The sequence below is a fragment of the Streptomyces manipurensis genome (genome assembly GCF_049570255.1).
Classification (GTDB): domain Bacteria; phylum Actinomycetota; class Actinomycetes; order Streptomycetales; family Streptomycetaceae; genus Streptomyces; species Streptomyces manipurensis.
The window spans coordinates 3,278,880-3,292,982 of the sequence record NZ_CP186950.1 but is presented as its reverse complement, the minus strand read 5'-3'; the positions used below and the strand labels follow the sequence as shown (position 1 = coordinate 3,292,982).

Sequence of the window (14,103 nt, the reverse complement as noted above, 5' to 3'; positions counted from 1 at the left end):
GTCACCCCACGTCACAGCAACCGCCGCCCCACCCGCGGAGCAACCCCGCAGGGGACCCGCACCCGCGACACCCCGCCCCGCGTCACCCCACGTCACAGCAACCGCCGCCCCACCCGCGGAGCAACCCCGCAGGGGACCCGCATACCCTCCCCCGAGGGACACCCCACGCCATCCCGCGCACCCCTCCGGAGGAGACATGGCCACACCCGTCCACGCCACAACGGCGTCCGGAGTCACCACCCTCACCCTCGACTCCCCGGCCAACCGCAACGCACTCTCCGCCGGTCTCGTCGCCGCGCTCCGCGAGGCCCTCGCCTCCGCCGCGGCGGACGGCCCCGCGCGGGCCGTGGTCCTCACCCACACCGGCAGTACGTTCTGCTCCGGCGCCGACCTCAAGTCCCCGTGCGACCCGGCCGACTTCCTGGCCCTGCTCGCGGAGATCGCCGGGCTGTCCAAGCCCGTCGTCGCCCGGGTCACCGGCCACGTCCGGGCCGGAGGCCTCGGCCTGCTCGGGGTCTGCGACATCGCCGCCGCCGGGCCGAAGTCCTCGTACGCCTTCACCGAGACCCACCTCGGCGTCGTCCCGGCCGTCATCTCCGCCCCGCTCCTGCCCCGCCTGGACCCGCGCGCCGCGGCCCGGTACTTCCTGACCGCCGAGGCCTTCGACGCCGCCGAGGCCGCCCGGATCGGCCTGCTCACCCTGCACGGGGACGACGTCGACGAGGCCCTCGCCCCCGTGCTCGCGGGCCTGCGCAAGGCCGGTCCGGAGGCGCTGGCCGCGACGAAGCGCCTGGTGAGCGCCCCGGTGCGGGCCGCGCTCGCGCAGGACGGTTCCGCGCTGACGGAGCTGTCCGCGCGACACTTCGCCTCCGCCGAGGCCCGTGAGGGGATCACCGCCCGCTTCGAGCGCAGGGACCCCTCATGGTCGCTGTGACCGGACCCAAGCAGGCGCGCAGCCGGGTGACCCGCCGCCACCTGCTGGAGGCGGCCGTGGCCTGCCTGGCGGAGCACGGCTGGGCCGGTTCGACCGTCGCCGTCGTCGCCGAGCGGGCCGGTGTCTCGCGAGGTGCCGCCCAGCACCACTTCCCGACCCGTGAGGACCTGTTCACCGCGGCCGTGGAGTTCGTCGCCGAGGAGCGTTCCACGGCCCTGCGCGAGCTCTTCCAGGCCGGGCCGGCCGCCCGTCCGGTGGTCGTCGAGGCCCTGGTGGACCTCTACACGGGCACGCTCTTCCGTGCCGCCCTGCAGTTGTGGGTGGCCGCCTCGAACGAGGAGCAGCTGCGCCCCCGGGTGACGGAGCTGGAGGCCCGCGTCGGCCGGGAGACCCACCGCATCGCGGTGGAGCTGCTGGGCGCCGACGAGTCCGTCGCGGGCGTACGGGAGACCGTGCAGGGGCTCCTGGACATGGCCCGGGGTCTGGGGCTGGCGAACGTGCTCACGGACGACGCGGCCCGCCGGGCCCGGGTCGTCGCGCAGTGGTCGCGGATCCTGGACGCGACCCTGGCCTGAACAGCGAGCGGGCGCCGCACCCCCGGCCGGGAGTACGGCGCCCACTGCTGTCACGGCGTCACGACATCACCGCGTCACGCGGTCGCGGCGATGTCCGCGTAGCCCTCGATCTCCTGCGGGTTGCGCCGGCCCGGTCCCGTGTAGCGGGCGGACGGGCGCACGAGGCGGCCGGTGCGCTTCTGCTCCAGGATGTGCGCGGACCAGCCGGCGGTGCGGGCGCAGCTGAACATCGAGGTGAACATGTGCGCCGGGACCTCCGCGAAGTCCAGCATGATCGCGGCCCAGAACTCCACGTTGGTGGCGAGGACGCGGTCGGGGCGGCGGGCGTGCAGCTCCTCCAGGGCGGCCTTCTCCAGCGCGGCGGCCACCTCGTAGCGCGGGGCGTCGAGCTCCTTGGCGGTGCGGCGCAGGACGCGGGCGCGCGGGTCCTCGGCGCGGTAGACGCGGTGCCCGAAGCCCATGAGCCGTTCGCCCTTGTCGAGGGCCTTCTTCACGTACGCCACGGCGTCGCCGGTGCGCTCGATCTCCTCGATCATGCCGAGCACGCGGGACGGCGCACCGCCGTGCAGCGGGCCCGACATGGCGCCGACGGCCCCGGACAGGGCGGCGGCGACGTCGGCCCCGGTGGAGGCGATCACGCGGGCGGTGAAGGTGGAGGCGTTCATGCCGTGCTCGGCGGCGGAGGTCCAGTAGGCGTCGACGGCCTTGACGTGCTTGGGGTCCGGCTCGCCGCGCCAGCGGATCATGAACCGTTCGACGACGGACTCGGCCTTGTCGATCTCCCGCTGCGGCACCATGGGCAGGCCCTGGCCGCGGGCGGACTGGGCGACGTACGACAGCGCCATCACGGCCGCGCGCGCCAGGTCGTCGCGGGCGGTCGCGACGTCGATGTCGAGCAGCGGCTTCAGGCCCCAGACCGGGGCGAGCATCGCGAGCGCGGACTGCACGTCCACGCGGATGTCGCCGGAGTGCACGGGGATGGGGAAGGGCTCGGCGGCCGGCAGGCCGGGGTTGAAGGCACCGTCGACCAGCAGGCCCCACACGTTCCCGAAGGAGACGTGGCCGACGAGGTCTTCGATGTCGACGCCCCGGTAGCGGAGCGATCCGCCTTCCTTGTCCGGTTCGGCGATCTCGGTCTCGAACGCGACGACCCCTTCGAGCCCGGGTACGAAGTCGGACATCAGGCGGCTCCTCAGATAGTGCGAACACGCGCGGCTCCCGGCGTGACTCGCGGTCCGGCGCGGTCATCCCCGTTGATGCCCGGCACGGCTGACGGTCACCCGTACGGGGACCTTCGGACCGGCCCCAAGATTTTGGCCGCTCCGCCCCGACTGCGGAAGCGTGACATACGGCACACCATCGCCGGTACGGCTGCGGCAGGATGGCCGGTGTGACCGATCAGGACATTGACCCCGCCCAGATGCGCAAGCAGTACCGCTCGGAGATCGTCCACGCGGAGAGCCTCGCCGAGGACCCGATGGAGCAGTTCGCCCGGTGGTTCCAGCAGGCCGCCGACTCGCATCTCTTCGAACCGAACGCCATGGTCGTCTCGACGGCGACCCCCGACGGACGGCCCAGTTCGCGCACGGTGCTGCTCAAGCAGTTCGACGGCCGGGGCTTCGTCTTCTTCACCAACTACGGCTCCCGCAAGGGCCGGGAGATCGGCGCGAACCCGCACGTGGCGCTGCTGTTCCCCTGGCACCCCATCGCCCGCCAGGTGATCGTCACCGGCACGGCGGCCCGGATCGGCCGCGACGAGACGGCGGCGTACTTCCGTTCCCGGCCGCACGGTTCGCAGCTGGGCGCCTGGGCGAGCGAGCAGTCCACGGTGATCGGATCCCGCGCGGAGCTGGACCGCCGCTACGCGGAGCTGGAGGAGCGCCACCCGGAGGGCGAGCAGGTGCCGGTCCCGCCGGAGTGGGGCGGCTACCGGGTCGTGCCGGAGGCGGTGGAGTTCTGGCAGGGCCACGAGAACCGTCTCCACGACCGCCTGCGCTACGTCCTGGACGGCGGCGCCTGGCGCCTGGAGCGCCTCGCCCCGTAACGGCGCCGGGGGCCGCCGGAACGCAGACGACCCGCGGGCTCGGGTCCTCTCCTGCAGTGAGAGGAGCCGGCCGGACGTGCCGGCGAGCCCGCGGGTCGGGTGACTGCTTGGGATTGGCGCCGGGCGATTCCGCCGGGCACCGCACTGGGTGCGCTGCTGACGACGGGCCCTAGCCCGCAGTCACCTCACGCGTCCGGTTTCCGTACATTGCGGGAACCACCTCCCTTCTCGTGTACGTCCGAGCCTAGGCATCCGCCCCGGTGGCCACAACCGATTATTTTCGCGTCCTCCCGGGGGCCCGAGCCGGCGGGGCGGCGTGGCGGGCGGACGGATTTCGCGGGTCCAATCCGGCGAAAGCGGTGTGGGCTGCGTCACGTTCGAGTTCAATGATCTGACGTGCCGCATACGCGAACACCTGCTGGGGGTTCCAGGTGACTGCTTCCGGGCGTAACGAGACCACCGACGATCTGCTCGCAGCCCTGCTGGACGGGATGGACGCCGCCCTGTGCGCGTTCGACTCCGACGGCGTGATCACCCACTGGAACCGTGAGGCCGAGCGGATCCTCGGCTGGTCCGCGGCCGAGGCGGTGGGGCGCAAGGGGTTCGAGGGGTGGGCGGTGCGCGCCGCCGACGCGCAGGACGTGCAGGACAGACTGCTGTCGGCCCAGCAGGTGCCCGGCCGCCACGTGCACGAGTTCGCGCTGCTCACCAAGGACGGCGGGCGCGTGCTGGTGCGGACGCAGTCGGCCGGGGTGCCGGGCGCCGACGGGAAGCCCGCCGGCGTGTACTGCGCCTTCAGCGAGGTGCACGCCCAGATCGACCTGGAGCGGTCCATCGCGCTCAGCGAGGCCCTGATGGAGGACGCCTCGTGGGGGGTCGTCCTCGTCGACGTCGACCTGCGGCCCGCCGTGGTCAACGCGCACGCCGCGCGGGCCTTCGGGACCGGCCGCACCGCGCTCCTGGGCCGCCCGCTCGGGGAGCTGCTGGCCCAGGGAGTGGAGGAGCTGGAGGGCGCCCTCCAGCACGTGCTCGCCGAGGGGGCGCCGCCCGCGCCCGTGGAGATGTGGGTGTCGGTGCGCACGGCCGAGGGGGTGCGGCGCAGATGCTGGCGGTGCGGTTTCCTGCGGCTGGCGTCGCCGCTCGCGGAGGAACCGGTGCCGCTGGGGGTGGGCTGGCTGCTCCAGGACGTCACCGACGCCCGCCAGGAGCAGCTGGACACCGCGCAGGCCCGGTTCCGGTCCCATCAGCTGCACCGGGCGGGGCGGGCCGCCGCCGAGTGCGAGGACCCGGCCGAGGCGGCCTCCGTACGCCTGGACTTCGCCCTGGCCGGCTTCGCCGAGCAGGCGCTGCTCGACGTGGTGGATCCGGCGGCGGGCCCCGATCGGCGCAGGCTCGTGCGGTGCGCGGCGTCGCCGCCGGTGCTGCCGGGGCCCGGCTCGATCCCGATGCGCTACCCGGACGGGCATCCGGTCCTCCAGGCCCTGGACCGGATCGGCTCGGTGCGGACGAGCGCGCCGCGCGGGGAGGCAGACGCCGAGTGGGCGCGGGTCCGCCAGTGGCCGGAGAGCGCGGCGCACGTGCTGTGCACGGTGCTGCGCAGCCGGGGGCGGACGCTGGGCGCGCTGACGTTCCTGCGCGGGCCGTCGCGGCCGGCGTTCGAGCGGGTGGACGCCGCGTACGCGGAGGAGGTGGCGGCGCGGGTGGCCGCCGATCTGGATCTGGCGGCGCGCCCGGGGGCCGGTCAGTGACGGAAGAAGATGCGGTCGCCGTACTCCTGCATCACGCGGCCGTTCCACTCGTGGCCGCCGTCGACGTTGCCGGAGCGCAGCAGGGGCGGTTCCAGGCCGCGGGCGGCGAGCTCGCCGGCGGCGGTGGCCATGACGGCCTGCATGACGGCGCTGGTGACGACGGTGGAGGCGGGGGCGAAGGGGGCGTCGATGCCGTCGAGGCTCAGTTCGGCGTCGCCGACCGCGATCTTGCTGTCGAGGACGATGTCGCAGTGGTCCTTGAGGAAGGTGCCGGAGACGTGCCGCGAGCGGGTGCCGGTGGCGTAGGCGACCGAGGTGACGCCGATGACCTTGAGGCCGATGGCGCGGGCGTTCATGGCCATCTCGACCGGCAGGGCGTTGCGGCCGGAGAGGGAGATGATCACGAGGACGTCGCCGTCGGAGGCGGGGCTGCTGTCGAGGACGGCGCCGGCGAGGCCGTCGACCCGTTCCAGGGCGCTGCCGAGGGTGGCGGGCATGACGTCCACTCCGGCGGTGCCGGGGACGGCGAGGAAGTTCATGAGGGCCAGGCCGCCGGCGCGGTAGACGACGTCCTGGGCGGGCAGGGAGGAGTGTCCGGCGCCGAAGGCGAAGAGCCGGTTTCCGGCGGCGACGGCGTCGGCGATGAGGGCGCCGGCCTCGGCGATGCGAGGGGCCTCCTCGTCGCGCACCCGCTCCAGCAGGCCGATGGCGGCGTCGAAGAACTGCCCGGCCAGCTTGCTCTCGCTCATACGCCGATGGCCCTTCCAGAGATGGGGTGCGTCCGTGTCCGCCGCTCACCGTGCGGTCTGGACCAAGGGCCTGTCAATACGGGCGTCAATACCGTGCCGGGAGATCCGTCCGGAGCCGTACGGGGGTCCGTGCGCGGGGGCGGGCCGAGCCGTGCGGCGGCGGCCCGGCGGGCGGTCGTACGGGCAGCCGTACGGGAGCCCGTACGGGCGGTCGTGCCGCGGCCGGGGCGGTGCCGGCGCGACGGCAGGGGCGGGGGTGCGTGCAGGGGCGTCCGGGAGATGTCCGGGAGCGCTCTTGACCGTCGGCACGGGACGGTTGTCGGCCCGATGCGTCAGAATTGGGGACAGGGCCAGCGCACGCAATCCGAGGGGCACGAATGTCCGGACTGATCGACACCACGGAGATGTATCTCCGCACCATCCTTGAGCTGGAAGAAGAAGGTGTGGTCCCCATGCGCGCCCGCATCGCCGAACGGCTCGACCAGAGCGGTCCGACGGTGAGCCAGACGGTGGCGCGGATGGAGCGGGACGGGCTTGTGGCCGTGGCCACCGACCGGCACCTGGAGCTGACGGAGGAGGGCCGGCGGCTGGCGACGCGCGTGATGCGCAAGCACCGGCTCGCGGAGTGTCTGCTCGTCGACGTCATCGGCCTGGAGTGGGAGCAGGTCCACGCCGAGGCCTGCCGGTGGGAGCACGTGATGAGCGAGGCGGTGGAACGGCGGGTGCTGGAGCTGCTGCGCCACCCGACGGAGTCGCCGTACGGGAATCCGATCCCGGGGCTGGAGGAGCTGGGCGAGAAGGCCGAGGCGGAGCAGTTCCTGGAGGACGGGATGATCAGCCTGTCCGAGCTCGACCCGGGTACGGAGGGCAAGACCGTGGTCGTGCGCCGGATCGGGGAGCCGATCCAGACGGACGCCCAGCTGATGTACACGCTGCGGCGGGCGGGCGTGCAGCCCGGCTCGGTGGTGAGCGTGACCGAGTCCCCGGGCGGTGTGCTGGTCGGCAGCGGCGGCGAGGCCGCCGAGCTGGAGGCGGAGATCGCCTCCCACGTGTTCGTGGCGAAGCGCTGATCCCGCCCGCGGTGGCCGTGCCGGCCGCCGTGGCCGCGGTGCTGTGCGTGCCGGCCCCCGGGCCGGTGCGGATGCGTCCGCGGTGTCCGTAGGACCCCTGCGGATCGGTCTCGTGGTGTCGGGCGGTCCCGGCGCCTCCCGGCGCCGGGACCGATCCTCCCCTTGCGACCTGGAGCCCCGAGCTCTCAAGGTCTTCCCCTCGGACCGTCTTCCCCGATCGGCCCGCCTCCCTGTGGAAAGGATCTCCATCGGCAGCGGCGGCCAATCCTTGAGCAAGGTCACTCGAAAGAGCGGTGTTGTGGGCCAGAACCCCGTTTTCGAATGAGGGTTCGATAGTCTTGCGGGGAGCGAAGGGGGTGCATCTGCGGTGGTACAGCGCATCGATGTGACGGGGGCCGGAGGCGTCCGCCTGGCCGCCTGGGAGTTCCACGACACCCCCGCCGAGACACCCTCCCGCCGCGGCGGCCCCGGCGTGCTGTTACTGCACGGCCTGATGGGCCGCGCCTCCCACTGGGCCGGCACCGCCCGCTGGCTGCGCGAGCGCCACCGCGTGGTGGCCCTCGACCAGCGGGGTCACGGCCACAGCGCCCGCCCGCCCGCGGGCCCCGCCGCCCCCGCCCCGCACGCCTCCCTCGGCCGTGAGGCCTTCGTGGCCGACGCCGAGGCCGCCGTCGAGCAGCTCGGCCTCGCGCCCGTGACCCTCATCGGCCATTCCATGGGCGCCCTGACCGCCTGGCAGCTCGCGGCCCGCCGCCCGGACCTGGTCGCGGCCCTCGTCATCTGCGACATGCGCGCCTCCGCGCTCGGAGCGGCCTCCCAGCGCGACTGGGAGGACTGGTTCCACCATTGGCCGCTGCCCTTCCCCACCCAGGACGCGGCCCGCCGCTGGTTCGGCGAGGACGATCCGCGGGTGGAGCGCCCCGACCCCGGCCGCGGCGCCTTCTTCGCCGAGGTCATGCACGAGGCCCCGGACGGCTGGCGCCCCCTCTTCTCCCGCCGCCAGATGCTGACGGCCCGCGAGACCTGGGTCCACGACGCCCACTGGGAGGAGCTGGCCCAGGTCGGCTGCCCCACCCTGGTCGTCCGCGGCCTCGACGGCGAGCTGGGCCGGGCGGAGGCCCAGGAGATGGTCCGCGTCCTCCCGGCCGGCCGCTACGCCGAGATCCCCGACGCCGGCCACTACCTCCACTACGACCAGCCGACTGCCTGGCGCGACGTCCTGGAGCCCTTCCTGGACGACGTCCTGGCGGACGCGTCCTAGGCTGCCCTGCGGGGCCAGGCCGCCCGGCGGGGCTGCGCACGCGGGGTTCAGGGGCTGTCAGCGGTTTGTCAGCAGGGCGTCCGGGGGGTGTCAGGGGCAGGGGCGATGGTTTCGACGTCGCCAGGACACCGCCCCGAGAATCGAGGACCCGATGAACGCCGTCGCCGCCCTGCAACTCCTGATCGCCGCCGCCTTCCTGAGCATCCCGCTGGTCCGCGCCCGCTACGGCGGGCGCGCCCAGGCGGCCGTCGAGGCCGAGCTCGGACGCCAGGGCGTGCGCACCACCGTCATGGCCGAGAACGGCATGCGCCTGGACGCCGGCGGTCACGAGACCTGGGCGCCGGTCGGCATCGCGACCGCCCTGGCGGTCCCGGCCGTCCTCGCCCTCACCGGCAACGCCTCGGCCGGCACGCTCACCTGGATCGTCCAGCCCCTCGTCCTCCTCGTGAACTGCGTGATCCTCTACTCGAACCTGACCGCCGTGCCCTCCGTCACCGCCGCCTTCGCCCGGTCCGAGGACGCCGAACTGCACCGCATCGACGTCCGGTCCATGCTCCGTGCCGCCGAACGGGGCTTCCCCCGCTGGGTCATGCCCTACCTCCAGAACCTCCGCCACGCCGTGGTGTTCACCGGTTCCGCCGCCGTCCTCGTCCTCCTCGCCACCCGCTGAACCCCACCCCGCCACCGGGGCCGCGCGACAGACGGAGAAAAAGGGGCGGGTGCCCGTACGTCCACGACGTACGGGCACCCGCCCCGGCGTTCCTCCCGCGGTCAGCCCTTGCTGACCGCCCACAGGATCTCCGGCAGCTTCCGGGCGACCGTGGGGGCCGCCAGCCGCAGACCGGCCCAGGTGGCGAGCGCACCCCAGACCACGCCCACCGGCAGCACGAACCACGCCATGTCGTACCGGTCCGCCACCTTGATCCAGACGGTCAGGGCGATGACCGGGGCGGAGACCACGGCCGACGCCAGCATGCCGCCGAGGATGCCGCCCCAGGCGAGGCCGCCCTGCCCCGGGGCGACGTTCTTGAAGGCGCCGTCCGTCGGGATGGAGTACGGGAAGCGGGCCGAGGCCAGGGCGCCCGTGCAGAGCATCGAGCCCACCAGGGCCAGCGACAGGCCCAGACCGGCCGGGAAGGCCCGCCAGTCGTCCAGCAGGGCCGCCGTGACCGCGGTGACCAGGACCGTGTACGGGACGGTGACCAGGGCCAGCGCCGCGGCCCGGGCCCGCAGTTCCACATAGGCGTCGTGCGGGGTCGAGATGGTCTGCGCGACCATCCAGAACGCCGAGGTGTCCTGCCCGAACTGGTTGTACATCTGCACGCCGAGCATGCCCGCGCCGAAACAGGCGAGGTACACCGAGCCGGTGCCCTGGAGGGCGTTGAACACGGGGACGATCAGGCCGACGGCCAGCGCGGTCACGAACGAGGCCTTCGTCTTCGGGTCGCGCACCGCGTAGCGCAGCGTGCGCTGCATCGCGGCGCCCGTCCGCCCCTCCGGCAGCAGCGCCCACAGGCCGCCCGCGCCGCGCTGCTTGGCCGGGCCGGAGGCGGCGATGGTCGACCCGTCCGGGGTGACCATCAGCTTCGTCAGGCTCCGCTCCCAGAACCACAGCAGGCCTGCCAGCGCCGCCAGGGTGAGGGCGAGTTGGGCGGTGGCCCGCAGGTACGCGCCCTCGCCGACCGAGTCGACCATGCCGACGGCGGTCGCCGGGGGCAGCCAGCGCACGACCGCTTCGACGGGTTCCAGGGTGGCCAGGCCGCCCGCCTCGAAGAGCCGCTGGCTGGCGAAGTTCGCCAGCTGCGCGCCCACCGCGATCAGCAGACCGCTGAGCAGCGCCAGGTCACGGCCCTTGCGGCTGGTCAGGAGCCGTACGTTGGCCGTGGCCACGGCCCGCGCGAGGGCCACGCAGCCCAGCAGCAGGAGCGGCGCGCCGATCACCGCGGCCACGGCGCCGGCGGCGCCGCGTGCGACGGCGATCACCGAGCCGATCGCCAGGCACAGGGTGAACAGGGGCCCGATGCCGACGAGCGAGGACGCCAGCAGGGCCCGTACGAGGGGACGCGGGCGCAGCGGCAGCATCACCAGCCGGCTCGGGTCGAGGGTTTCGTCGCCGGTGGGGAAGAACAGCGGCATGAAGGCCCAGCTGACGGCGAGGATCCCGGCGAGCAGCACGACGACGGTGCCGGCGTGCGCATTGCCGTGCAGCACGGCCAGGCCGAGGGTCATGAAGAAGGCGACGACGAGCGCGAAGGCCAGCGTGGAGAAGTAGGCGGCCTTGCGCTTCGAGGAGCCCTTCAGCCCGTTGCGCATCAGCGACAGCTTGAGGCGGACGAAGACGGTCGTCAGCGAGGGCGGTGCGGCGGCCGTGCCGTGCACGGCGACCCCTGCCGCGCCGACGGGGGCGGCGGGCGCGCTCATCGCCCGACCGTCCCGGAGTTGCCGCCGAGCCAGTCCAGCGAGTCCCCGGCCGCGCCGCGGCCCTGCGCGCCGACGAGTTCGAGGAAGGCGGCCTGGAGGGAGGGCGCGGAGCCCCGTACGTCGGCCAGGGGGCCCGCGGCGCGGATGCGGCCGGCGGCCATGACGGCCACCCAGTCGCACAGCGACTCGACGAGCTCCATGACGTGGGAGGAGAAGACGACCGTGGCACCGGACGCCGTGTAGCGCTCCAGCACTCCGCGGATGGTCTGGGCGGACACCGGGTCGACGCCCTCGAAGGGCTCGTCGAGGAAGAGCACCTCGGGGTTGTGCAGCAGGGCGGCGGCGAGGCCGATCTTCTTGCGCATGCCGGTCGAGTAGTCGACGACGAGCTTGTGCTGCGCGCCGGCCAGGTCGAGGACGTCCAGCAGCTGCGTGGCCCGCTTGTCGGTCTCCTCGCCCGGCAGTCCGCGCATGCGGCCCATGTAGCCGAGGAGTTCGCGGCCGGAGAGCCGCTCGAAGAGCCGCAGCCCCTCGGGCAGGACGCCGATCCGGGCCTTCACCTCGGTGGGGTCCGCCCACACGTCGTGCCCGGCGACGACGACCCGTCCCATGTCCGGGCGCAGCAGCCCGGTCACCATCGACAGCGTGGTCGTCTTGCCCGCGCCGTTGGGGCCGACGAGACCGATGAACTGGCCGGCGGGCAGCTCCAGATCGATCCCGCCGACGGCCACCTGGTCGCCGAAGCGCTTCCACAGTCCTTCGATGCGCACGGCGGGCGGCGCGGGTCGCGCGCCGTCCGTCGCCTGCGTTCCACCCGTTGCGTCGCCCTGGTCCGGCATGTTGCCTCTCATCACGTCCCCCTTGGTCGTTCCTCCTTCAGCGTAGGAGGAGGGCGACCGGCACCGGCAGTTACTTATGTCATGACTTCGGGGCCGACCCGCCGGACGGAGCGGGACGGGGGTGCGCGGGTGCCTGGAGGGGGATGCGGGGCGGGCGGTGCCGCCCGAGGTCAGCTCTGGCGCCGCCGGCGCTCCGCCGCCGCCTCGCTGCCGCACGCGTACGCGAGCGCGTCGATGAGCTCCTCGGTGTCGGGCAACCACCGGTTCGCGGGGGTGGGGCGGCGCGCCCACTGCACGGAGCCCCGGCCGCCGTAGCGGGTGGGCGGTGCGGCCACGTACTCGCCCTCGCCCCGGGCGACGAGGTCGATCGAGGACGGGGACCAGCCGAGCTTGCGCACCAGGTCCGCCATCTTCACGCCCGCGCCCGGCAGGACGAAGAACAGCATCCGGTGGTCGGGCGTCAGCGTGACCGGCCCGAGGGTGCGCTGCATGCGCTCCAGCCGTGCCAGGGCCAGGAAGCCCGCGGAGTCGGGCACGTCGAGGGCGTCGAAGGTCCGCCCGGTCGGCAGCAGGATCGAGGCCTGCGGCTGCCGCGCCCAGACGCGGCGGACCTGCACCGCGCTGCCGGTGGCGTGCGACGCCCAGTCCTTCACGGCCGCGTGCGCGCCGGGCGCGGGGCAGTCTTCGGCGCCGCAGGAGCACAGTTCCCGGCCGTCCTTGGGCTCCAGCCAGGTGCCGGCGAAGACATCCCAGTGCCGTTCTTCCGCGTACCGCACGGCATGGTCCAGCAGCTGCTCGCCGCGCTGCTTGGGGATGGGTGCGGTCTCCGTGACTCCGATGGTCTCTTCCACGCCCATCACAACTGCCCGGATCAGGCGGAGTTACGGGCGTGAACCCCCGGGCGCCCGGAGCATCGATCCTGCACGCGGGGCGCACTGATGCATGTGCGGGGGCGCGTAGGAGGCCGGGGCGCTGTCGGTGGGTAGCGACACGACGCAGAGCGGAAGATTCTCCGCACATCAGGCGGGAAGTGATCATTCCAACGGATCACCCGCGGTCAGCAGGGGGTTTTCATGGCAGCCAGGCCTCTCGTCGCCCGCCAGCCGAACGAACGGCTGCAGGCGCTCATCCAGGAAGCCGGGTGCTCCAATGCCGGGCTCGCCCGGCGCGTGAACATGTGCGGGGCCGAACACGGCCTCGATCTGCGCTACGACAAGACCTCCGTGGCCCGGTGGCTGCGTGGGCAGCAGCCGCGCGGCCGCGCGCCCGGGATCATCGCCGAGGCGCTCGGGCGGAAACTGGGCCGGACCGTCACCATCGACGAGATCGGCATGGCCAACGGCAAGAACCTCGCCTCCGGCGTCGGCCTGCAGTTCTCCCCGACCGTCGTCGGCGCCATCGAGCAGGTCTGCGAGCTGTGGCGCAGCGACGTCGGCCGCCGGGACTTCCTGTCGGGTTCCAGCGTCGCCGCCTCGGCCCTCGTCGAACCGAGCCGGGACTGGCTGATCACGGGCGCGGACTCCCAGGTCGCGCGCAGCGGCGGCTCCCGGGTCGGGATGTCGGACGTGGAAGCCGTACGGGCGACCACCGAGGCCCTCAAGGACCTCGACCACCGCTTCGGCAGCGGTCATGTCCGCCCGGTGGTGGTGCACTACCTGAACTCGGTGGTCTCGGGGCTGATCGGCGGTTCCTACCGGGAGCCGGTCGGGCGGGCCCTGTTCGCGTCCGTCGCCCGGCTGACGGAGCTGGCGGGCTACATGGCGGTGGACACCGGCCAGCCGGGCCTCGCGCAGCGGTACTACATCCAGGCGCTGCGGCTGGCGCAGGCGGCGGGCGACCGGGCGTACGGCGGGTACGTGCTGGCGGCGTCCATGAGCCACCTCGCGGCCGAGCTCGGGAACCCGAGGGAGATCGCGCAGCTGGCGCGGGCCGCGCAGGAGGGAACGCGGGGGCAGGTCACACCGCGGGTGGAGGCCATGTACTACGCGGCCGAGGCGCGCGGGCACGCGCTGCTCGGGGACGCCCGGGCGACGGCGGTGCTGTCCTCGCGGGCGGTGAGCGCGCTGGAACGGGCGGAGCCGGAGTCCGGCGACGACCCGGTGTGGATCCGGCACTTCGACGCGGCCTACCTCGCGGACGAGCTGGCCCACTGCCACCGCGACCTGGGGCAGGCGGACGCGGCGGCCCGGCAGGCGGAGGAGGCGCTGGCGGGACTCCCGGAGGGCAAGGCGCGCCGCCGGGCCATCGGGCTGCTGCTGCTGGCGGCGGCGCAGGTGCAGCAGCGGGAGGTGGAGCAGGCCTGCCTGACGGCGACGCGGGCGGCGGAACTGCTGCAGGGGCTCAGGTCGAACCGCGGCGCGGAGTACCTGGAGGACTTCCGTACGCGCCTGGAGCCGTTCCGGGAGGAGGCGTCGGTACGGGAGTTCGGGGCCCGGCTGGAGGCGCGGGTCGCGTAGGAGCGG

13 protein-coding genes are annotated in these 14,103 nt (G+C 73.8%); 8 read left to right on the top strand and 5 right to left on the bottom strand.

The genetic code is table 11. The features are described from left to right. Positions 1-196: 196 nt before the first annotated feature. Positions 197-934, top strand: coding sequence for an enoyl-CoA hydratase family protein (locus tag ACPU2J_RS15105; RefSeq protein WP_420080454.1), 738 nt, complete (start codon positions 197-199; stop codon positions 932-934). Beyond that, entirely contained in the window at positions 922-1,509 is a 588-nt protein-coding gene (locus ACPU2J_RS15100; protein WP_361603664.1) for a TetR/AcrR family transcriptional regulator, read from the top strand. Before ACPU2J_RS15105 ends, ACPU2J_RS15100 begins: the two co-directional genes overlap by 13 nt. A gap of 74 nt (positions 1,510-1,583) precedes the next feature. Here the strand turns inward: ACPU2J_RS15100 and ACPU2J_RS15095 are convergent, their stop codons facing one another. Then, positions 1,584-2,690 carry a citrate synthase 2 gene (locus tag ACPU2J_RS15095; protein ID WP_361603667.1) on the bottom strand — a complete coding sequence of 369 codons (1,107 nt, stop codon included), beginning with the start codon at positions 2,688-2,690 and terminating at the stop codon, positions 1,584-1,586. Between the two features lie 200 nt (positions 2,691-2,890). Between ACPU2J_RS15095 and pdxH the strand changes: the two genes are divergently transcribed. Then, positions 2,891-3,553 carry a pyridoxamine 5'-phosphate oxidase gene (gene pdxH / locus ACPU2J_RS15090; protein WP_420080455.1) on the top strand — a complete coding sequence of 221 codons (663 nt, stop codon included), beginning with the start codon at positions 2,891-2,893 and terminating at the stop codon, positions 3,551-3,553. A 431-nt stretch (positions 3,554-3,984) separates the two neighbouring features. Then, complete coding sequence (locus tag ACPU2J_RS15085) at positions 3,985-5,301, top strand: PAS domain-containing protein (RefSeq protein WP_420080456.1); 1,317 nt, start codon at positions 3,985-3,987, stop codon at positions 5,299-5,301. On the opposite strand, the gene ACPU2J_RS15080 is transcribed toward ACPU2J_RS15085, so the two are convergent. Further along, a complete protein-coding gene (locus tag ACPU2J_RS15080) occupies positions 5,295-6,050 on the bottom strand; it encodes an SIS domain-containing protein (RefSeq protein ID WP_361603679.1) in 756 nt (251 codons plus the stop codon). The two genes, ACPU2J_RS15085 and ACPU2J_RS15080, sit on opposite strands and share 7 nt — an antisense overlap. A 377-nt stretch (positions 6,051-6,427) precedes the next feature. On the opposite strand from ACPU2J_RS15080, the gene ACPU2J_RS15075 reads away from it, so the two are divergent. From ACPU2J_RS15075 to ACPU2J_RS15065, 3 genes are all read left to right on the top strand, one after another. Further along, positions 6,428-7,120, top strand: coding sequence for a metal-dependent transcriptional regulator (locus tag ACPU2J_RS15075; protein WP_361603682.1), 693 nt, complete (start codon positions 6,428-6,430; stop codon positions 7,118-7,120). Between the two features lie 367 nt (positions 7,121-7,487). Beyond that, on the top strand, positions 7,488-8,381 hold the full coding sequence (locus tag ACPU2J_RS15070; protein WP_420080457.1) for an alpha/beta fold hydrolase: 894 nt from the start codon (positions 7,488-7,490) through the stop codon (positions 8,379-8,381). A 151-nt stretch (positions 8,382-8,532) separates the two neighbouring features. Next, a complete protein-coding gene (locus tag ACPU2J_RS15065; protein ID WP_423833439.1) occupies positions 8,533-9,051 on the top strand; it encodes a hypothetical protein in 519 nt (172 codons plus the stop codon). A 101-nt stretch (positions 9,052-9,152) separates the two neighbouring features. Here the strand turns inward: ACPU2J_RS15065 and ACPU2J_RS15060 are convergent, their stop codons facing one another. The 3 genes from ACPU2J_RS15060 to ACPU2J_RS15050 form a co-directional block, all read right to left on the bottom strand. Further along, positions 9,153-10,802 (bottom strand): transporter, encoded by a 1,650-nt coding sequence (locus tag ACPU2J_RS15060; RefSeq protein WP_423833438.1) that lies wholly within the window; start codon positions 10,800-10,802, stop codon positions 9,153-9,155. Next, entirely contained in the window at positions 10,799-11,641 is an 843-nt protein-coding gene (locus ACPU2J_RS15055) for an ABC transporter ATP-binding protein (RefSeq protein WP_420082411.1), read from the bottom strand. Before ACPU2J_RS15055 ends, ACPU2J_RS15060 begins: the two co-directional genes overlap by 4 nt. Before the next feature lie 170 nt (positions 11,642-11,811). Continuing rightward, complete coding sequence (locus ACPU2J_RS15050) at positions 11,812-12,498, bottom strand: bifunctional DNA primase/polymerase (RefSeq protein ID WP_423833437.1); 687 nt, start codon at positions 12,496-12,498, stop codon at positions 11,812-11,814. A 216-nt stretch (positions 12,499-12,714) separates the two neighbouring features. Here ACPU2J_RS15050 and ACPU2J_RS15045 point away from each other — a divergent pair, with 216 nt between their 5' ends. After that, positions 12,715-14,097 (top strand): transcriptional regulator, encoded by a 1,383-nt coding sequence (locus tag ACPU2J_RS15045; protein WP_361603697.1) that lies wholly within the window; start codon positions 12,715-12,717, stop codon positions 14,095-14,097. The last annotated feature ends 6 nt before the right edge of the window (positions 14,098-14,103 follow it).

Coding starts and splice junctions, on each gene's coding strand:
- ACPU2J_RS15045 (WP_361603697.1), top strand. CDS start 12,715: ATGGCAGCCAGGCCTCTCGTCGCCCGCCAGCCGAACGAACGGCTGCAG.
- ACPU2J_RS15050 (WP_423833437.1), bottom strand. CDS start 12,498: ATGGGCGTGGAAGAGACCATCGGAGTCACGGAGACCGCACCCATCCCC.
- ACPU2J_RS15065 (WP_423833439.1), top strand. CDS start 8,533: ATGAACGCCGTCGCCGCCCTGCAACTCCTGATCGCCGCCGCCTTCCTG.
- ACPU2J_RS15060 (WP_423833438.1), bottom strand. CDS start 10,802: ATGAGCGCGCCCGCCGCCCCCGTCGGCGCGGCAGGGGTCGCCGTGCAC.
- ACPU2J_RS15080 (WP_361603679.1), bottom strand. CDS start 6,050: ATGAGCGAGAGCAAGCTGGCCGGGCAGTTCTTCGACGCCGCCATCGGC.
- pdxH (WP_420080455.1), top strand. CDS start 2,891: ATGGCCGGTGTGACCGATCAGGACATTGACCCCGCCCAGATGCGCAAG.
- ACPU2J_RS15100 (WP_361603664.1), top strand. CDS start 922: ATGGTCGCTGTGACCGGACCCAAGCAGGCGCGCAGCCGGGTGACCCGC.
- ACPU2J_RS15075 (WP_361603682.1), top strand. CDS start 6,428: ATGTCCGGACTGATCGACACCACGGAGATGTATCTCCGCACCATCCTT.
- ACPU2J_RS15095 (WP_361603667.1), bottom strand. CDS start 2,690: ATGTCCGACTTCGTACCCGGGCTCGAAGGGGTCGTCGCGTTCGAGACC.
- ACPU2J_RS15105 (WP_420080454.1), top strand. CDS start 197: ATGGCCACACCCGTCCACGCCACAACGGCGTCCGGAGTCACCACCCTC.
- ACPU2J_RS15055 (WP_420082411.1), bottom strand. CDS start 11,641: ATGCCGGACCAGGGCGACGCAACGGGTGGAACGCAGGCGACGGACGGC.